This is a genomic window from Deinococcus yavapaiensis KR-236 (assembly GCF_003217515.1).
GTDB classification, from domain to species: domain Bacteria; phylum Deinococcota; class Deinococci; order Deinococcales; family Deinococcaceae; genus Deinococcus_A; species Deinococcus_A yavapaiensis.
Map to the genome: position 1 here is coordinate 1 of NZ_QJSX01000016.1, position 17,628 is coordinate 17,628.

Annotated in this window: 19 protein-coding genes and 1 riboswitch; of the genes, 6 read left to right on the forward strand and 13 right to left on the reverse strand. The window is 60.8% G+C overall.

Annotated features, from left to right (window positions below):
- The first annotated feature begins 111 nt into the window (after nucleotides 1-111).
- Complete coding sequence (locus DES52_RS17475) at nucleotides 112-318, forward strand: copper chaperone PCu(A)C domain-containing protein (protein ID WP_170131116.1); 207 nt, start codon at nucleotides 112-114, stop codon at nucleotides 316-318.
- A 60-nt stretch (nucleotides 319-378) separates the two neighbouring features.
- On the opposite strand, the gene DES52_RS17480 is transcribed toward DES52_RS17475, so the two are convergent.
- From DES52_RS17480 to DES52_RS17495, 4 genes are all read right to left on the reverse strand, one after another.
- The gene (locus DES52_RS17480) at nucleotides 379-1,566 is read right to left on the reverse strand and encodes a ZIP family metal transporter (RefSeq protein ID WP_245901108.1); all 1,188 of its coding nucleotides are present in this window, start codon (nucleotides 1,564-1,566) and stop codon (nucleotides 379-381) included.
- Nucleotides 1,563-2,699 (reverse strand): multicopper oxidase domain-containing protein, encoded by a 1,137-nt coding sequence (locus DES52_RS17485; RefSeq protein ID WP_110888130.1) that lies wholly within the window; start codon nucleotides 2,697-2,699, stop codon nucleotides 1,563-1,565. The genes DES52_RS17480 and DES52_RS17485 overlap by 4 nt, the downstream gene beginning before the upstream one ends.
- Nucleotides 2,696-3,361 (reverse strand): metal-dependent transcriptional regulator, encoded by a 666-nt coding sequence (locus tag DES52_RS17490; RefSeq protein ID WP_110888131.1) that lies wholly within the window; start codon nucleotides 3,359-3,361, stop codon nucleotides 2,696-2,698. Before DES52_RS17490 ends, DES52_RS17485 begins: the two co-directional genes overlap by 4 nt.
- A 329-nt stretch (nucleotides 3,362-3,690) precedes the next feature.
- Nucleotides 3,691-4,077 carry a metallophosphoesterase family protein gene (locus DES52_RS17495; RefSeq protein ID WP_110888132.1) on the reverse strand — a complete coding sequence of 129 codons (387 nt, stop codon included), beginning with the start codon at nucleotides 4,075-4,077 and terminating at the stop codon, nucleotides 3,691-3,693.
- A 481-nt stretch (nucleotides 4,078-4,558) separates the two neighbouring features.
- Here DES52_RS17495 and DES52_RS17505 point away from each other — a divergent pair, with 481 nt between their 5' ends.
- Together DES52_RS17505 and DES52_RS17510 are read left to right on the forward strand one after the other, a co-directional pair.
- The gene (locus tag DES52_RS17505) at nucleotides 4,559-4,882 is read left to right on the forward strand and encodes a hypothetical protein (RefSeq protein ID WP_110888134.1); all 324 of its coding nucleotides are present in this window, start codon (nucleotides 4,559-4,561) and stop codon (nucleotides 4,880-4,882) included.
- Between the two features lie 245 nt (nucleotides 4,883-5,127).
- A complete protein-coding gene (locus tag DES52_RS17510; RefSeq protein ID WP_110888135.1) occupies nucleotides 5,128-5,649 on the forward strand; it encodes an ASCH domain-containing protein in 522 nt (173 codons plus the stop codon).
- A gap of 148 nt (nucleotides 5,650-5,797) precedes the next feature.
- Here DES52_RS17510 and DES52_RS22620 read toward each other — a convergent pair whose 3' ends face one another.
- Nucleotides 5,798-6,082 carry a hypothetical protein gene (locus DES52_RS22620; RefSeq protein ID WP_146237349.1) on the reverse strand — a complete coding sequence of 95 codons (285 nt, stop codon included), beginning with the start codon at nucleotides 6,080-6,082 and terminating at the stop codon, nucleotides 5,798-5,800.
- A gap of 467 nt (nucleotides 6,083-6,549) precedes the next feature.
- Between DES52_RS22620 and DES52_RS17520 the strand changes: the two genes are divergently transcribed.
- Nucleotides 6,550-6,768, forward strand: a complete 219-nt coding sequence (locus tag DES52_RS17520; RefSeq protein ID WP_110888137.1) for a hypothetical protein — start codon at nucleotides 6,550-6,552, stop codon at nucleotides 6,766-6,768.
- 129 nt (nucleotides 6,769-6,897) lie between these two features.
- Here the strand turns inward: DES52_RS17520 and DES52_RS17525 are convergent, their stop codons facing one another.
- The 7 genes from DES52_RS17525 to DES52_RS17545 all read right to left on the reverse strand — a co-directional run bounded on the left by DES52_RS17525 (nucleotide 6,898) and on the right by DES52_RS17545 (nucleotide 11,815).
- Nucleotides 6,898-7,482, reverse strand: coding sequence for an LptM family lipoprotein (locus DES52_RS17525; protein WP_110888138.1), 585 nt, complete (start codon nucleotides 7,480-7,482; stop codon nucleotides 6,898-6,900).
- A gap of 3 nt (nucleotides 7,483-7,485) precedes the next feature.
- Nucleotides 7,486-7,568, reverse strand: a riboswitch (cyclic di-GMP riboswitch).
- Between the two features lie 385 nt (nucleotides 7,569-7,953).
- Nucleotides 7,954-8,373: a cation:proton antiporter domain-containing protein gene (locus tag DES52_RS23035; RefSeq protein WP_170131117.1), complete on the reverse strand. Its 420-nt coding sequence runs from the start codon at nucleotides 8,371-8,373 to the stop codon at nucleotides 7,954-7,956.
- A 51-nt stretch (nucleotides 8,374-8,424) separates the two neighbouring features.
- Complete coding sequence (locus tag DES52_RS23040) at nucleotides 8,425-8,904, reverse strand: cation:proton antiporter domain-containing protein (protein WP_170131118.1); 480 nt, start codon at nucleotides 8,902-8,904, stop codon at nucleotides 8,425-8,427.
- 327 nt (nucleotides 8,905-9,231) lie between these two features.
- Nucleotides 9,232-10,260, reverse strand: a complete 1,029-nt coding sequence (gene pstS, locus DES52_RS17535) for a phosphate ABC transporter substrate-binding protein PstS (protein WP_170131119.1) — start codon at nucleotides 10,258-10,260, stop codon at nucleotides 9,232-9,234.
- Between the two features lie 40 nt (nucleotides 10,261-10,300).
- The gene (locus tag DES52_RS17540; RefSeq protein WP_170131120.1) at nucleotides 10,301-10,969 is read right to left on the reverse strand and encodes an ABC transporter substrate-binding protein; all 669 of its coding nucleotides are present in this window, start codon (nucleotides 10,967-10,969) and stop codon (nucleotides 10,301-10,303) included.
- A 386-nt stretch (nucleotides 10,970-11,355) separates the two neighbouring features.
- Nucleotides 11,356-11,514, reverse strand: coding sequence for a hypothetical protein (locus DES52_RS23045; RefSeq protein ID WP_170131121.1), 159 nt, complete (start codon nucleotides 11,512-11,514; stop codon nucleotides 11,356-11,358).
- 31 nt (nucleotides 11,515-11,545) lie between these two features.
- Nucleotides 11,546-11,815 carry a hypothetical protein gene (locus DES52_RS17545; protein WP_146237350.1) on the reverse strand — a complete coding sequence of 90 codons (270 nt, stop codon included), beginning with the start codon at nucleotides 11,813-11,815 and terminating at the stop codon, nucleotides 11,546-11,548.
- Between the two features lie 690 nt (nucleotides 11,816-12,505).
- Between DES52_RS17545 and DES52_RS17550 the strand changes: the two genes are divergently transcribed.
- Nucleotides 12,506-13,897, forward strand: coding sequence for a choice-of-anchor L domain-containing protein (locus tag DES52_RS17550; RefSeq protein WP_245901121.1), 1,392 nt, complete (start codon nucleotides 12,506-12,508; stop codon nucleotides 13,895-13,897).
- A 313-nt stretch (nucleotides 13,898-14,210) separates the two neighbouring features.
- Here DES52_RS17550 and DES52_RS23050 read toward each other — a convergent pair whose 3' ends face one another.
- A complete protein-coding gene (locus DES52_RS23050) occupies nucleotides 14,211-14,378 on the reverse strand; it encodes a hypothetical protein (RefSeq protein WP_170131122.1) in 168 nt (55 codons plus the stop codon).
- 332 nt (nucleotides 14,379-14,710) lie between these two features.
- On the opposite strand from DES52_RS23050, the gene DES52_RS17555 reads away from it, so the two are divergent.
- Nucleotides 14,711-17,392 (forward strand): sensor domain-containing phosphodiesterase, encoded by a 2,682-nt coding sequence (locus DES52_RS17555; RefSeq protein ID WP_110888143.1) that lies wholly within the window; start codon nucleotides 14,711-14,713, stop codon nucleotides 17,390-17,392.
- The last annotated feature ends 236 nt before the right edge of the window (nucleotides 17,393-17,628 follow it).

Consider the following 17,628-nt stretch of genomic DNA (forward strand, 5'->3'; position numbering starts at 1 on the left):
GCTCGAATCGCGTGCGCATAGGTGTTCTGGAACACGCGCCCGTCCGACGTGATCGCCCCGATGATGGACAGGCTATGCCACCTGAGGTGCGTTTTAACGTCAATCCTGCCCATGACAGAGCACAGCGAACATCAAGAGGTCGACACGAACTTGCAACCTGGTGAAACCATCAAGTTCGAACTTGGCGGAAACCACCTCATGCTGCTGAACCTCAAGCGACCTCCCCTGGTCGGCGAGCCCTTCCCGGTGGCCTTGCACGTCAAACTTGGCGGACGCGTCACCTTGACCGTCCCCGTCAATCCTTACCGATCCTCCTGACCAAAACAGCGACGACGGGGAGCCCGTTGGGCTCCCCGTCGTGAGGCACGCTGAGCAACGTCAGAACTTCACGAGGAAGGCCGTGACGTACATGATCACGACGCCCGCCGTGACTCCCGCGAGATTCAACCAAGTCGCGTTCGGAAGGCCCGCGTGACGACTGGCGCGCACCACCATCCCGCCCACTTCCCACACGACTTGCGCGATCGCCCCGACGCCCACCGCGAGAAACACCGTGGCGAGCACAGGATTGAACGCGAAGCCACCCAACCACGTTCCAAAAATCGCGGGACCTCCTGCGATCAACGCGAGCAGCACGAACGCCCGCCACCCTGGGTTCTTCTTCACGAGTGGCGCCGCAATCCCCACGCCTTCCGTGATGTTATGCAACGTAAACCCGAGAATGAGGAAGGTCCCGAGGGCCGCTTCACCCAACGCGAACGCCGCTCCAATGGCCAGACCTTCACCCAAGTTATGCAAGCCGATTCCCACCGCGATCCGCGTGGAGACCCCGAGCGGTGACGGTTCCTCACCGTTCCGTCGCGTGCCAAGCGCGAGCAGCACCCCGAAGGACAGCAGCGCGACGAGCGCCACGGCTGGCACACCTTGCCAAAACGCGGGAAGTTCCGCCGCGAACTCCAACGCGTCCAACCACGTGCCAATCGCAAGGAAAATCAGCAATCCCACCGTGAGTGACAGGATGAAGTTGATGGCGTTCGCGTTGAGGTGGCGCATCCACGGGTACCACAGCATGCCAAGCGCGATGGGAATCAAACCGACGTACAAGCCGACCAGACCGAACTGCCAGAACAAATCACGGTTTGGTTGAGGCGTGCGTTGCGCCACTGGGATTTCCGCTTTGAAGACCGTCCCGATGCTGCTTAGGAGTTGCAGGTGGTGCGCGTCACCTTCCACCCAGGGGTACGGAACGTCGATGGTCACGCGTCCGAAACGAGGTACGTTCGTCGACGGGGAAGCCGTGAACGCCCAGAAGGCATCGTCGACGAGCACTTGCGAGATCGTGACGGATTGTGGACCGTCATTCACGACTTGAAGTCGAACGAGCCCCTCGCTGGGCAGCGTGACACGCGTGACTTTGACTTGCTCGACGGGTGGGCCGCTGAGTTCCCGTAAGCCTCCGCCTGTGATGACGAGGTACGCGATGAGCACGCCGAGCAGCGCGATCGGCACGAGCGCGAACGCCCACACGGCGGACGGTTTACGCACTGGGGTGGCGTCGGCGCTCACGTGGCACTTCCTTTCTGTTTCGCTGCGAAGCCGTTGAGGGCACGTTCATTCCAAGTGTCGTTCAGGCCGACGTCTTGAAGAGCGCGGGGGAAGTCCTTGGGTTCGACAACGTTGAACATGCCCATCCAGCCGAGTTCGGTGAACTCGCTGATGTGCGGGTGGAACATGAACTGACCGGTGTACTTGTAGCGGAATTCCACGATGCCGCGTTGTCCTTGCGCTTGCATGGTCGTGTCAACGATTCGCGAGGTGGGCGTGAGGGTGGTGCCGTGGTCGTAGTAGTCGAACATGTTGCCGTGCAAGTGGAACGAGTTGATCAAGTCGAACTCGAGGATGTTGATGAGGTACAGGCGTACGAGCTCGCCTTTCTGCACGGGGATGGGGCGGCGTGCGTACTCGAAGCCGATGGTGTTCACGGCGTACACTTCATTGCCGCCGTCGAAGTTCGTGTCGAACGCGTTTTGCATCATCACGAATTCACGGGCGGGCGGACGGCCTTGCTCCGGGTCGATGATGAACGCGCCGTACATGCCTTTGTGGATGTGGCGTTTGAGGCTCGTGGCGTGGCAGTGGTAGAGGTGACATCCGAAGGGTTCCGCGTCGAATTCGTACACGGTGCTGCCGCCGGGTGGGATTTCCCCGGCGCCCGCGCCGGGAACGCCGTCCATTTCCCACGGGTGCACGCCGTGGAAGTGAATGGTGTGCGGGTGACGGCTTTGGTTGATGAGGCGCACGCGTAAGCGGTCGCCTTCGGTGCAGCGAATGGTGGGGCCGGGGACGCGGCCGTTGTACGTCCACGCGGGGAAGGTGACGCCCGGGGCGATTTCGATGTCTTTTTCCTGCGCGATGAACGTGTACTCGCGCAGTGTTTGACCGTTTGGAAGGCGGCTGACTTTGCCGTAATCCCAGTCGGTGAGGAGTTGCAGGGGATCGAAGCCGTTTTTGGTGTGATCGACCGTGCCGATCATGCGGTTGCCGCCGTGCCCACCGTGATCGATGGGGTGGCCGTCGGCCGTGCGCGTGGCGTTGGGCGTGCGTTGCGCGAGGGCGGCAGCGCCGACGAGCGCGGCGCTTGCGCCGGCACCGACTTTGAGGAGGTCGCGGCGATTGAGGAGCCGCTGCCACCAGCTCATGCCGTCACCGCTTCTTGAATGAGGATGCGCGCAGCGATGGTGAGTGACAGCGTGAGTTGTCCGGCTGGCGTTTCAACGGCGAGGATGCCGAGGGTGTCGTCGCGAGTGATGACGTGGATGGTCGCGTGAGGTGTGAGGCCGCCGTGCATGAGGGCACGGAGGATGCCGTCCTCGTCAGGTACGCGTCCAACGCGTGCGCGTGTGCCGACGGGAACGTGACTGAGCGGGGTGGTGTTGTCGGGGGGAAGGTGGCCGTCTTTGCTGGGGATGGGATCGCCGTGCGGATCGTGGGTCGGGTGGCCGAGCCACTCGGCGATGCGCGCTTCGAAGTCTTCGCTGATGACGTGTTCGAGCTTCTCGGCTTCGTCGTGCACTTCGTCGAGGGCGTAGCCGAGCGCGCGGTGCAAGTAAAGTTCGAGCAGGCGGTGGTGACGCAGAACCTCAAGCGCGATGCGTTCGCCTTCCACTGTGAGGCTCGCGCCTTGGTAGGAGGTGTGCGTGACGAGGTGTTGCTCGGCGAGTTTGCGCAGCATGCCCGTGACGGAGGCGGGCGTGATGTCGAGGGCTTCGGCGAGCGCTTGGGTGCTGACTCTACCGTTTTGACCGAGGAGGTAGAGGTGTTTGAGGTAGTCCTCGGCCGCGTGAGAAAGAAGGCGCGCCATCACTCATTGTTTAGGCAAGACTAAATCCGTGTCAAGGTCTATCAAAAGAAATCAAGTGCACTCGGCAGGGGCGCATCCTCCAGGACACGCCCACGAACACGAATCGAGCTGAATCAAGTTGAAGTCACTCCGCTCAACCCACCACAACTCCCACGGTTTTCCTTGATGGACGACGTACCAAGTTGAAGCAATCACAACGACGCCCCGCATAGCTCCGCGGAAGAGTGGGTGTCATTCAACAAGGAGGCCGTTCGCTGCAACGTGCAGCGTGACCTGCACGGGCACGTTCGACGGCTGGTACGACACGTCGCAGATCGACGCGTTCACGATCAGCGACCGACCCGCAGTTGCCCGTGCGCTTCGTGAATGTAACCGTGCGCGTGCAACCGCAAGTGATCACCGAGCAGTGACAGACGCTCGAGCTGCGCGTAACTCCCCGCCCGCTCACCTCGCGCCGTCAAGTCCAGGAAGCTCCACGTCGGCCCGTGCGTGATCCGCACGGGCGTGTCCTTCGGCATGCGCGCGAAACGAAGCCGAAGTTGCGCTTCGTCCTCCATGAACGCCCAATCGTAGAAGGTCAGCGTCCACGGCGTGCCCCAGAAGCGCACGCCTTGAAACTCCGCGCCGCTGACTTCAAAGTACGTGACGTTGCGCGGCAGCAGGCCGCGCCACGCGCCCGGCTCGCGCTCGACGCGGACGTCATGATTGCCAGCCATGAGGAAGGTGCGCTGGTACTTCTCGGCGTGCCGTTCGAGCCAAGCGCGCGACCTCTTCGAAGCGGCTCATGCTCGTCAAGTTGCCCGCGTGAATCAGCACGTCGCCGCCAGGCAGCTTGACTTCATGACTGTGCACGTCGGGGATGCACGTGATGTTCAAGCGACTTCCGTGAAGCTCAGGGTACAAGGTGCGGCAGAGTCAATAGGATGCTCGTTCTTTCGCGACCCTGTGTTCGTTATCGATGACGCTGCTCGAAGCTGAAGTCGCGTCTGACCGTCAGGCCCCCACACCTGCAGAGTGCTTCATCGCAAGGGGGGATGGCCGTGGTGCTTATCCTGCGTTCGTTACTGAGTGTCCATCGTTAGCCTTTACTGCTTGCTGCGGTCTTGGTCGATGGACTTGCTGCCATGACTTCTGAGCTCAAGCTGTCTTTTCCTAACATGAAGGTTTTTCCGCGCGAGCTGAGCTTATGGTGAGGAGGTGGAGGCGTTTGAGGTCGGAGAGGTCGTCATCATCGAGCGAAAGGGGCGCCCTTGGCGGCAGGACACCATCGCGACGATCAAGGACGAATTGCTCATGACGGAACGCGGTCACTGGTATGAAGTGGCAACGCGGGCGCGCATTGATTCGGGTGATGATCGCCCAAAGGATTTCTTGGTGAAGTGCACGCCCGAGCGGCTTGCGTACTTAGAGGTGCGCGCCTTCTTGAAAGCGGCCCCGACCTTGAACGTCGAAAAGTTGTCCCTCTCCACGTCAGTGGAACTGGCGAGACTTGCGAAGATCTTCCTTGAGAAGCTCACCTGACACCGTCTCAAACATGCTGGTATCGCACGAGCGTAAACGCGTGGAGGAACACGCCTCCGAAGCGAGACCACGGTAGATTTGCAGTCAGTCACCCTTCCGCGGGCATGTCACTCACGACGTTCGTGCTCGCAGCGTGTGATGAGGTCGGCGTAGAGGTGTTGGTAAACTGACTCGTACGGAACTGACGGTTCCGAGGCGCTCGACACACTCGACTTTGAGGTCATCGTGAACATCCGAGACAAAGAGTGAACGCCATTCGAGGCATCACCCTCCGCCACCCCTGGGCGTTCTGCGTCGCACGCCTCGGCAAGGACGTCGAGAATCGAAGCTGGCGACCCGAACAACAAGGCGGGAACGTCGGCATGTCCCTCGCCATTCACGGCGGCGCCCTGCCGAAAGGGGACGCTCTCGAAGAAGCAGTCGACAACGCACGTCACGTCGATCGCTGCATCCTCACCGACGACTACCTCAACGCCCGCCCGAACGACGCGAAGACTTGGTTGGAGCAACGCGAGCGCTTGACCGTGGGCGATTTCATGACGCTCGGCATTGTCGCCGTGGCTCGACTCACCGAAGTTCGAACGGACTCACCGAGCGTGTGGGCGGTCGACGGTCAGGTGCACTGGTGCTTGTCGGATGTCGTAACACTGCCGGAACCTGTGCCGCACCGTGGGGCACAAGGACTGTGGGTGTTGACGCCTGAAGCTCTTGGGGCGGTGCGGCACCTTTATAAGCAGGCGAAGACTTCAGGCGTCTTCCCGACTTGACTGCCGAGGAACCCGTGTCACCTGAGGTGCGCGTCATAGCGAGACGTACGAATGCGGCAACGGCACCCCCGCATAGAGGCGCTTCGGCAGGTAACAAGACAAGTTCAAGCGCCTCCTGAGACGGGAAGGCGCTGTTGGCAGGTCAAGGTCACCGAATGGCGAACACGCTCATGCACACGTCACAGCCACCACGAGCGTACGTGTTCGGCGAAGGCCGATCTCGCACCTCCAGCACGTACACCTCTTGCGGTGTCGCGTCATGCCCGTACTGCCGACTGCCCCACGGCACGGTGAAGCCAAGACTCGTGTTGTCGAGCATGCTGCGTTCTGCGGCCGTGACACTCCTCGAGGAGAAGGCGAAGGTCTTGACGAACTTCACTGGCGCGTTCGGGTCGTTCGGGTACGACAAGCGCGCGTTGTCCGTCGCGCGCATCGCACAACGACGAGGCCGTCTCCGTCCCGTTGCGTTTCACGGCGAGCGCTTCGCGGGAGGTGGCGTGCCTTGAGCGAACGCGGAGGACGCCAGGAGTGGCAGGAGGAGGGCGCGCATGTTGCCTCATTTCAGCATGCTCGGTCGTCATTGCCCGTCGAATTCGCCACGACGGTGACCCGCCTTCACGGCGGTGGTACCCGCGTTGTTGGACGTGCGATCGAAGCGAAAACGTGGTCGTGACGTACTGCCTCAGCACGATGGCGCGTCACGCGAACCACACGCAAGGGTGAGTCCGGCCCTCGTGTCACCTTCGTCGTGCAAGAGCCGCCGCCAAGGGCCGTGGGCATCGCGCGCTCATCTTCAAGTGAACAAGGGATACCTTTTCGTTCGTGTGGATGACTGCCATTGCACTTCAGGTGTGTAAGCACGATCGAAAACAGATCAACCTGCGCGCTTCCCATCGCCGCATGCGCTTCATCGACCGCGACGTGCAACACTTCGAGAAGACGACCTCAAACGCTGGAGGAGGTTCGCATTGCCGCATCATGTTCAAACGAGGAGCACCTGTTCCCGACGTTGGCGACGTCGTGAAGTACGCGGGTGACGCCTACCGCGTCGAACGCCTCATCAACCAAGAAACGCGCGCCTCAGACGCGATCGCGTACGCCGTACAAAGCACGATCTGAAGCAAGGCCGTTCGTCGGCCATGCGGTTGTGCCCTTCTGGAACGCGCGGAATGCGGGCAGGGGTGACAAGAGCCATGCCCCTCGGAGGAGGGGTATGGAAGGCCAACGTTGCTGAAGTGAATTAGGGAATCAATACACGACGATGGGTGTGTTCGGCAGCGCGACTTTGATTGAGTTCCACGTGACGAAAAGGCCGCCATCTGCACCGGAGGTGATGCGCGGTTCGCCGTCTTGCATCCAGCCGCTGCGATTTCCGTCGTCACCCGTGCAGGACAAGTCCGTGGGTGCGTTCGTGTCAGTGCTCGAAAACCCCTTGAGGTTGTATCCCGTCCACTGTCCTGTCTTACGCGCTTCGTAGGTGATCGTGGCGTTGATGTTGCTGGTGCGCTTGACGGTGCGCGTGATGGTTTTGATTTCACGGTCGCGGCCAACTTCGACTTCCTTATAGCAGTCGAGTTCGTAACGCACGCTCTGCTCGAACGTGAAAGTCACGTTTTGCACGTATCGTTGCGCTTGGGCGTTGTTCCAATTGAAGGCGGTTTGAACGTCGCCTTTGCCGACCCAGCCGACGCCGTTGCTGTCGACGTTCACGCTTTGCGCGGTGATGGTCGACTGGGGAAGCGTGTCGAGCGGGGTTTGTCCGCAGGCAGCCAGGGTGATGGCGGAGGTGAGGACGAGGACCGCGGAGAGGGTGCGACGCGCGCTGTTGTTCATAAGTCTCCTGAGAGCCGGTCTCACCACTTGCTCCACCCATCCGAGGTGACCGAGTTGCAGGATGAGCTTCGTTGCATCTCATGAGTTGAGAAGGTGTCAGCGAAGCTTGAAAGGGCTCACTTCGCTTGTGCGGGGCTGAGGTGAGGGTAGAAGAACGTCGCGACGCTTCTTACGTTCGCCTTGATGTTCTTACCCTAACAACATTCTACTCATAACCTTGTTACAGTCTTCTTACAACGACAGGAGCTGCGCGACTGACGAAGGCTCCCGTAAACGAACACTGCTGAACGACCAACAATGCCAACAGGCCCGCTCCTTGTCGGAAGAGCGCGCCTTCCACGAGTTTCTCGATGCACGCGCTCCTCCGAAGAACTCAGGGCCGCTCGACGAGCGAGCCGTCCGACACTCAACTCTTGCACCACGATGGAGAAGACCACCACCACGTACGTCATGACCAACAGCACGTCACGCTCACTTCCCGGCGGAAGACTCAGCGCCAACGCAAGACTGATCGCGCCACGCAAACCACCCCACGTCATCACGCGGCGCGTGAACGGGGAAAACGCGTCGCGTCGCCGCCGCAGCATTCACTAGGAGTTGCACGCTCAGCGCCCCAAGCAGCAGCGCCGTTCCGGAGAAGCGCAACACCACGACTTCCAACGCGAGCAGCACGAAGAGGAACGTATTGAGCAACGCGTCGAGCAAATGCCACAAGCACTCGAAATTCTCCCGTGAAGACAACGCCGCTGGAATGCGGTCCGTCAGCGATCCGATCAGGAAGCCCTCCGCGACGGCCGCGAGTGGCGCGAACACGCGCCACTGCTCCGCGAGCGCTGTGCACGCCAAGACCACCGCCAGTGACACCAGCACCTCCACCACTAAATCACTCACCGTTCGTAACGCCACCCCGCCAGCCGTGCCGACCGCCGCGCCGTGCGCTTCTTACGCGAAGTTGCGCGCGACATTCAACGGTGACATCCCACCCGCGTTCTCGTGCGCTCCTCCGGCGAGACTCGCGAGAACGACGAATGCCACCACGCCCACACCGTCGGTGAACAACGATTCGCCCGCCATGAGCGTCTCGATGCGTCTTGGAACGCGCGCTTGCTTCAAGATGGCCAAGACGGCCACGAGATCGGTCGGGGAGATCAACGCGCCGAACAACAACGCGTACAACCACGACACGTCGATTCCGAAGAGTCGCAGAAGCCCGAAGGTGAGCGCTCCGACGACAAAGGTGGACACGAGAGTGGAGATCAACGCGAACGACACGACAAGTCCGCGTACTTGCCACAAAGCGTGGGAGTTCATGCCGAGCGCACCTGCGAACAGCAGAAACGACAGCACGCCTTGAAACACGAAGTTCGTGAACTCGATCTCACGCACGAGCGCGATGGCTTGCCGAGCAACCGACAAGTCCAACGCGACGAGTAGAGGGTCGCGCCGCTGGCCGCGAAACCGGCGATGGTGACGCCCATGGCCGCCGGAAGGCGAAGGTAACGCGCGTTCCACCATGACATGGCGGCCGTCACGGTCACGAGGAGAGCGAGGAGGTTCAGGTCACGCATCGTGGCATGGTCGTGCACGAGGAAGCTTGTCGAGCGCGGTTGTATGAAATTTCGAACCGTGCACCCCCAACTAAGAATCGTTGTGGGTGCACGGTTCGGCCTTCGTTCGAACCTGAATCGGTGATGGCCAAGCGTTCAGGGAGGCCGCTCGGTTGAATCGGTTGGAAGCGCGCGTTGCGTCTCAGGGCAGCGGCTTGCCGTTGAACGTCAAGGTTGCGAGGAGCTTCTTAGCGCGGTTCACCACTTCGCTTGCCAGTTCACCGTAGTACAACCTGGAGTGATACTGTTGCCCTTCGCTGAGCATCCACGCGATCAAGTCGCGCGTTGCTTTCGCTTGTGTTTCCGTGCGGCCTTCGTATCCTTGCTCGCGGCGCAGCAGCACGTAAATGTAGTTGCTGATCGGGTACGCGCGGGACACCTTCGCGTACGTGATGTTCGCCGTGCCGTCCGCGGACGTCTTCGAGCCTGCCGCTGCTTCGATACTGCTTTCCGTGGGTCGCACGAAGGTCCCGGCGGCGTTTTGGATGTTCCCGAAGGTCAAGCGGTCCTTGAGGGCGCGGGACAAGCCCATGTACCCGATGGCGCCGGGAATGGCTTGCACGGCCTTGGCGGATTTGTCTTCGCTGTCGGTCGAGGCGCCGGTCGGCCAGTCGACGATGACGCCGTCGCTGAGTCGCGCGTTCCACTCGCGGGAGACTTTCGTCAGGTAGTTCGTGAAGATGGCGCTGTACCCGGAGGGGTCGGAACGATAGACGGGCGTGACCAGCAAGTTCGGGAGGGTCACGCCGCGGTTGAGGCGCGAGATGCGCTCGTCATTCCAGTATTTGATGCGGCCGAAGAAGATGTCGCTCAGTACTCGGCCGTTGAAGTTGAGGGGCCGCTCGAGGCCGGGAACGTTGTACGTAATGACGACGGCACTGAGCGCCACGGGAATGTGCACGACGTCCTCGGTGTCCTTGCCGATCTCGTTGTCATCCAGCGGGATGATGGCGGCAGCGAAGTCGACGCTGCGCGACACGATGGCTTTTTGCGCGGCGGGTGACGTTCCCGGTTCGAAGTTGACGGTCGCGTCGGTGGTTTTGGTGTACTCGTCGAACATCTTCGTGAAGAGACTGGTTGCTGCGGTGGTGGTGGCGCCTTTGAGGGTGACGGCGGACGCGGTGGACGCGGTGAGTGTGAGCAGCAAGGTCACGGACAGGAATTTGAGCATGAGCAACTCCTTTTTGAAGTGGAATGAACGCGAGGTGTGGTCAACGCGCCGTGGAAAGCAACGCGGTCGTTTGGGTGTTGGAGGTGAAGCGGACGGTGCCGTACGGTGATGGCATCGAGGCTTTAAGGAGTGCTTGAGCAAGCGCCTTGGTGTTGTTGATGTCGGTGGTGCGTAGGGCGGTGGCCAGGGCGAGCAGGCCAAGGTACGCGCGGATGGCATGTTCCGAGTTGGCGTTCTTTCCGAGTTGCTTACGGAATTTGATCAAGGTGTCTTTCGCGGTGACGTTCAGGTCGGTGAGGCGAATGACGAAGGCTGAGGCGGTGCCGCCGCGTTGACCGTCGAGGAGGACGAGCGGTCGTTGCTGCTTCGAAGCGAATCGTGCCAAGGCGTTGCTTGAATCGCTCGTGTCGAAGGTGAGGATGAGCGGGACGTTCCGGCCGGCGAGGCTGTTCGCGGCGAGCACGGCGTATGCGGCATTCGAGATGTCGTCTTGCACCACGAGGGTGAGGGATTGATTGCCGAGCAACTTACGGCGCTTGATTTCTGCGACGCCGGCGGCGTACCCGGCGAGTTGTTGAGCGCCGAGTGCGGCGTGACGACCGGTGATGGAGGTGATGACGCCGAGGTGTAACGGAGCGGCCACGCTGCCGGAGGAGAGGACGGCGGTGAGGAGGAGGGGCCAGCGAAGCAGGGAGCGTGGAGTGGGCATGATGGCTCCTTCGGGAGGCTTGGAGCCTGCCGGTGCAATGAGAGGGTGCATGGTGTTTTAGACCATTAGTTGGTCTGAAGTTGCCGTTCCGATGCGAAGCGTTGGTGTGCAGGCCCAGGTTGGCTTGTGCATCGTGGCATCGTTTTTCTTACAATAATCTCACTTTAGTAAGCGAGGGAACGACCTGAAGTGAAAATAAATGTCGCTGCATTACAAGAGTTCCGCTTTGTAAGGCTTCATCCTTACAACGCGAAGCGTGCCTCGCTACTATCTGCGTTTTTATAATGTTTTGGAGCGAGATGACCTCTGTGATCGAACAAGGACGACTGCCAAGCACAGAGGCGCGACACGTACGGTCGTATCCCTATGCTTGCCCTTCGCTCCCATCAGCGCGCGCCAGTTACGACGAGCGTGACCATCAACGCCATCGAGGGCGGCAAGCCACTCCACGCGATGATCGGCTCGGCAAGCATGGCGCCCACGACAAGGCACACCAACGTGACGAGTGCCAAGGCGATGAACGGAAGGGCGAGCAGCGTAGTCACAAAAGCTCGGGGCGCTCGGCGGCCGTGTCGATCAAGAGGCCGGTGATAACGGCGACGAGACCAAGCTGAGTCGTGGCTCGGTGCGTGTGGCGTTGGCGTGGTTGACAAGAACAGCGTGCCACGTGTCGCGTCCGAGGAGGCCGCGCGTGGCGTGGGCGACGTCCCAGCCGCGCGCGGTGAAGTAGAAGGTGTGCTGGTCTAAGTGGAAGTCGCGGGTGCCGCCGAGGGTCTTGCTGAGGTGTTCGCGTAGCCAGGAGGCGGCGCTCGCCACCTCCTGGGTGGTGGGGGCGGCGGTGTTCACGCGGTAACGCCGAAGAGGAGGGCCATGCGCAGGGCGTGCGTTTCGTCGTGCGTGACGTGGAAGGTGACCTCACGGGCCTGCCCTTGGACGCCGCCACGGTGGTGTCTTAGTTGACGAAGTCAGCGAAGTGCCCCTCTGTCACCTTCGGGTGGGGGAGGAGCACGCATATCGACGAATACAGGTTGTGAGGTTCATAGTTTGAGGGCGCTGCATTTCTCGAACGTCAAGAATTCGCCTGTCGAACTTCATTTTGTGAGAAAGAGGTAGGCGTAAGGTGACGCAGCATTTCACCAAATGAATTGAATCCTCTGCTCACGACCCTAACAATAAGACGTCTCAAGCGGTCAATCACACAACCCACCTCATGGATGGAACGGGCAAGGCACCGAGCGTTCAAGAGGAAGGCCCACCGCTCGCACCACCCATCAAACCTTAAAAACCACGATGCCCTTCGGGGCATCGTGGACCCCAGCCACCGTGAACGCAGATCCGCCAGCAAGCAACCCTGCGTTCACAACCCGAGGCGCCTTCAATGTACCGTACGACCCAATTACGGTTCGTAGCGAAGGCACCTCCAACCAACCCGATGCTATGCATCGGCGTCTCGAAGGTATGGAGGAGCAACGCATGCACTCACAACGCACCCTCACCCGCGCCTCGGCCACCGCCGTCCTCTCGACCCTCTTGCTGATGGCCTGCAGCCAAGCCCCAAACGCGCCCGCAGGACGAACACGCCTTCCAGAAGCCTCCTCTCCTCGTCCAAACCTTCAAGCACTGAGCGTGGGCGCCTTTGTGACAAGCGACCTCACAACACCAGGAAACAGCCCCACTGTCCTGGCTCAAACGCTCGTCGGTTCCGGTGTCACCATCTCGAGCGCGTCCTTCACCGGTGCTCCGCAAGCAGGCGGTTCATTTATGGGCGGCCTTGGCATCATTGACTTTGGCGCTGGCGTGGTCCTCAGCTCCGGAAACATTGCGGACATTCGAGGCCCGAACGACTCCGGCAGTGTCACGACCGCTTACGGAAACCCAGGAGACATCGACCTCGCCAACTTGAGCGGCGTGAACACCACGGATGCCGCGCGGTTGGACTTCCAATTCACCCCAGACGCGGACACGGTGTACTTCAGCTACGTCTTCTCCTCCGAAGAGTACGACGAGTTTGTCGGAAGTCAATTCAATGACGTCTTCGCGTTCTACGTGAACGGGCAGAACTGCGCGACCATCGGAAGTCCAGCGGTGCCCGTCACCGTGAACACCGTCAATCAAGGAACGAACTCGTCGTTGTACGTCAAGAACAACAATCCGGCGATGCTCAACACCCAAATGGACGGCTTGACCGTGACCCTCACGTGCGAAGCTCCTGTGAACAAGAACACGCTCAACACCTTGTCCTTGCGAATCGCGGATGGCTCCGACTATTCCTTGGACTCAGCCGTGATGATCAAAGCGGGCAGCTTCTCCACCACCCCACCAGCGGGCGACACAACCCCACCGACCATCACCATCACGACGCCGACGGCCGGAGCGCAGTACACGCTGGGGCAATTTGTCCTCGCCGCGTTCACCTGCACGGACGAAGCGGGCGGCTCGGGCGTGGCGAGTTGCGTGGGCAGCACCGCGAACGGCGCCGCCCTCAACACAGCCACGATCGGCCCGAAGACGTTGAAGGTGAACGCCGCCGACACGTCAGGCAACACCGCGTCGAAGTCCGCGAATTACTCGGTGGTCTACCCGTTCACGGGCTTCTTCCAACCGGTCGATAACCTCCCGGCGGTGAATACCGTGAAGGCTGGCAGCTCGATTCCCGTGAAGTTCAGCTTGGGCGGCAATCAAGGCTTGAACATCTTCGCGCCGAACTTCCCGACGTCCACACAAATGACGTGTGACGCGAGCGCCATCATCGACCCGATCGAGGAAACCGTGACTGCCGGAGGAAGCAGCCTTTCGTACGACGCCGTGACAAATCAGTACGTGTACGTATGGAAGACGGACAAGGCATGGGCGAACACCTGCCGGAAGTTGATGGTGAAGTTTGCGGATGGAACGGAGCGCGTGGCGCACTTCCGCTTCAGCCGCTAACGCCGAGCTGCAGGGTTGCTTCTTGAGCGCGCGATCGGGAAGGTTACGGTGCGTCGCTCTCCAGAGCAAGACAGCGTGCGCCCCTCTCTCACTTTCGGGTGGGGAAGGGGCGTTTTCTTCGTTGCTTCGCGGTCGTCGGCTGGTACGCCGCGGACATGCTTCGACCTTGGCTTGTCTTGCTGAGGGTGATCGTCGCGTCGATCACGCCGATGGTCGTGTTGTGGCTTGTGGTGCGTCCTTGGTCAAGGTTCGCGTTTGGCGTGCTGATGGTGTGCTATGGCGCGGGGATCGTGTGGTTCGGCTTGACCATGCGTCAGTCGAACAAGGAGGCGCGTTGCATGCCGCGCGTTTCGAGCCAGGCGAGCATGACCAGGAGGGCGACGGCGGGTGCGGATGCACTCCACACGACGTTGAAGGTGAAGGTCACGAGGGCAACGAAGAGCAGCGCGGCGAACGGCAAGGCGATCAGAAGTCGATGCATTCGGCCTCTCAGCATGAAGCGTTCAGACGAACGCTTCATGGCGTCAAGTGAGTTCAGGCGGTGACGCCGAAGAGGAGGGCCATGCCAATGGCGTGCGCTTCGGCGTGCGTGAGGTCGCGCAAGTCATCGATGGAACGGTTGGCGAAGGCGGAGTGGTGGGCGATCGTGTGCTGCCCGAGGAGTGAAATCCTTGCTGGAACACGAAGACGTGCCGGTGGTGAACGTCCTCCTTCTACTCGTGCGCCGAGAGGAATGGAAGCCGTTCAAGAACGCCCGCCTCCAATGTTAAGTCTTTATGAACATCTATAAAGGAAGTTTGGTAGCATCGTCGTATGGCGGACGCCTACGCAGCCAGCAACTCGGATCAATTCGAGGCCAACCGCGAATTGCAACGCCTGGCGGCGCTGCGCGCCCTTCCCTTCCTCCAACCCTCCTCGACTGCCCTCCTGGACGCCCTCACCCGAAGCTTGGCTGGCGTTCTCAAGGCGCCCATGGCGTGCGTAAATCTACGCGACGATCAACGACACGTTCTCGTATCAAAGCACGGACGTTCACTCACCGAACGTGACCGACCGACAAACGCGGCGTTGCGTCAACACCTTCTCGAACGCGCGAGCGACGAGCCGCTGGTGATTCTCGACGCGCTTCGAGATGCTCGCTTCACCAACGACCCGTTCGTACAAGGCCCCCCGCACATCCGCTTCTTCGTCAGCATCCCCCTCGTCACGCCCGAAGATGCCAGCCTCGGCAGTCTGTGCGTGTACGACACGAAACCGAGAACGCGATTCACTTCTGAGGAAGAAGCCGTGTTACGTGACTTCACCGCGCTCGTGATGCACGAGTTGCAACGACACCGTGACGACACGGAACGCCGTCGCCTCACCCGAGCGCTGCTCGACCGCAAGATGCACCTCAGGTTCGCGCTGGAAGGCGCCGGCATGATCGCATGGAAGCTCGACCTTCACTCCACGCTGCTCACCATCGAAATTCACGGCCAAACGCACGTGTGGCCCGCGTCCGAAACCATACCGCTGCACAGCTTCCTTCCTTGGGTACATGTGGATGACCACGCGGTCGTCTCACAACTCGTGTCGACGTTGCGTGACCACCTTCCGACCGACCCGACCGTCGACATCGTCCTTCGCGTGCAGCACCCGAGCGGTTCCAAGCGTCACGTGGCCGTTCGGGGCCGTCGGCATGCCGATGGCCATAGCGTGCTCGGCGTCGCCTTCGACTTCACCGAGCAGTACGCTGCCAGCAACACCCTTCGTGATCGTGACGAGATGCTCACCCGAGTGTTACGTGGTGTGCGCGATGCCGTTTACCTGCAAGATGCCAACGGCACGTACATCTTCGTGAACGACACGGCGGCGGCCGCCATCGGCCAGCCCGTAGAGAACATCCTCGGTCGCACGTACTGGGAGTTGTTCGACCTTGACACGGCCCGCGCGTTTGAACGAGTGACCGCACGAGCCCGCAAAGCCGCGGACGTCACGACCATCGAAGAGCAATGGCTTGTCGATGGCGCCCTTCGGAACTTCCGAACGACGCTCACCCCGTTTCCACTGCCATCCGGAGGCCAAGGCATCCTCGGCGTGGCACGTGACGTGACACAGGAGCGGCGGGTGGAACGTGCGCTTCGGAAAAACAATGAACTGCTGGCTCAGCAAGTGCAAGAACGCACGCGGCGGTTGGAACATCACCTGCAGCAAGCGCAGCATGACGCGTTCCATGACGCGTTGACAGGCTTGGCCAATCGCGCGTTGCTGCTCGATCGTTTAGATCACAGCGTCAAGCTTCACATCGACCGGGCCAATCACCGCTTCGCCGTGTTGACAATCAACATCGTACGCTTCAAGCGTATTGTCGAGACGTACGGATCGACGAGCGGGGACGCGTTGTTGTTGCAAGTCGCGCATCGACTTCGACGAGAGGCATCCAGGTCGAACACCATTGCCCGAATGGGCGGCGATGAGTTCGTGGTCGTCGCGGAGAACTTGTGTAGCCCTGAGGAAGTGCAAACGTTCGCGCAACAGTTGTTGCGCGCCCTCACGCAACCGTACAAACTCGCGGGCCGCGATGTTCGCGTCGATGTCCGCATGGGTGTCACCGTCTGCTTGCACGAGTACAAGAATGCGCCTGATGTCCTCGCGGATGCGGCGTTGGCTTTACAAATGGCGCGTGAACATCCAGCGAGTCCGGTCGTGTTCTACCATCCCGACCACAAAGGTCAAGTTGCGGAGCGTGCGCAACTCACGCGTGACGTGCTCAGCGCGCTCGACCGTCGAGAGTTCGAAGTGTATTTTCAACCTATCCTCGACGCGCACACCAACAGCATCATCGCCTTCGAGGCGTTGGCGCGTTGGCGGCACCCGACGCGCGGCGTGCTCACCCCCGACGTCTTCTTGGAGGTGCTTCGTGAAACGCGGCGTCTCGCCGAATTCGATCGTTTCATCGTGAACGAAGCGTGTCGGCACGCCGCGAAGTGGACCGCGCCCACCGCAAGCGCTCCGAGTGTGAGCGTGAACTGCTCGCTTGAAATGCTGCGTTCGCACGAAGTCACTTCGTTCGTGCAATCGACGCTCCTTCACTATTCGCTGCCACCCGAGCGCTTGTGGCTGGAAGTCGTCGAGGAAGCCTTTGACGACGTGACGACCGCGGTAGCGAGTGAACTGCGAGCCCTGGGGTGTGAAGTCCTGCTCGACAATTTCGGCATGGGCCGCTCGTCATTGTCACGATTGAGTCGCCTGCCGGTGACGAGAGTCAAGGTGGACCGTTCGCTCATGCTGAACTTGGGGTGCGACGAGAAGCAAGGCAGGCGTGTCTTGCACGCCGTCGTTGAATTGTGCCGAACCTTGGGATTCCAGGTGATTATGGAAGGTGTTGCAACGCCCGCGAATCGTGCGTTGGTCCAAGCGTTGCAAGTGAATGCTTGGCAAGGATTCGTGCATTCGCGACCCATGCAAGGTCGGTACGTGTCCCGACTCTTGCGGCGAGGTCACACGAACACGTAACGCGTCCGCTTCGCGTTCACGGCTCGCACGGTACAGGCGCGGTGACCACCGACCGCCACACTTCATCTTCCCTTTAGGTTATGAAGCTAAGCGCGACCCGCGCGGCCGAGTTGCGCGGTGTGCCCAACGCGTTCACGCCGTTCATGAACATCACCCACCCGGCGACGCTCACTGCGAAACAGACGAAGTATGAGAGCTTCTTCGAAACGTAAGAGCGTTGTGAAGTTTCCTGCGTA

Excerpts from the sequence above, each read along its gene's own strand:
- DES52_RS23050 (WP_170131122.1), bottom strand. The coding sequence starts at position 14,378 with ATGCATCGACTTCTGATCGCCTTGCCGTTCGCCGCGCTGCTCTTCGTT.
- DES52_RS17555 (WP_110888143.1), top strand. The coding sequence starts at position 14,711 with ATGGCGGACGCCTACGCAGCCAGCAACTCGGATCAATTCGAGGCCAAC.
- DES52_RS17475 (WP_170131116.1), top strand. The coding sequence starts at position 112 with ATGACAGAGCACAGCGAACATCAAGAGGTCGACACGAACTTGCAACCT.
- DES52_RS17525 (WP_110888138.1), bottom strand. The coding sequence starts at position 7,482 with ATGAACAACAGCGCGCGTCGCACCCTCTCCGCGGTCCTCGTCCTCACC.
- DES52_RS22620 (WP_146237349.1), bottom strand. The coding sequence starts at position 6,082 with ATGCGCGCGACGGACAACGCGCGCTTGTCGTACCCGAACGACCCGAAC.
- DES52_RS17490 (WP_110888131.1), bottom strand. The coding sequence starts at position 3,361 with ATGGCGCGCCTTCTTTCTCACGCGGCCGAGGACTACCTCAAACACCTC.
- DES52_RS17485 (WP_110888130.1), bottom strand. The coding sequence starts at position 2,699 with ATGAGCTGGTGGCAGCGGCTCCTCAATCGCCGCGACCTCCTCAAAGTC.
- DES52_RS17520 (WP_110888137.1), top strand. The coding sequence starts at position 6,550 with ATGCGCTTCATCGACCGCGACGTGCAACACTTCGAGAAGACGACCTCA.
- DES52_RS17495 (WP_110888132.1), bottom strand. The coding sequence starts at position 4,077 with ATGGCTGGCAATCATGACGTCCGCGTCGAGCGCGAGCCGGGCGCGTGG.
- pstS (WP_170131119.1), bottom strand. The coding sequence starts at position 10,260 with ATGCTCAAATTCCTGTCCGTGACCTTGCTGCTCACACTCACCGCGTCC.
- DES52_RS17540 (WP_170131120.1), bottom strand. The coding sequence starts at position 10,969 with ATGCCCACTCCACGCTCCCTGCTTCGCTGGCCCCTCCTCCTCACCGCC.
- DES52_RS17550 (WP_245901121.1), top strand. The coding sequence starts at position 12,506 with ATGGCCTGCAGCCAAGCCCCAAACGCGCCCGCAGGACGAACACGCCTT.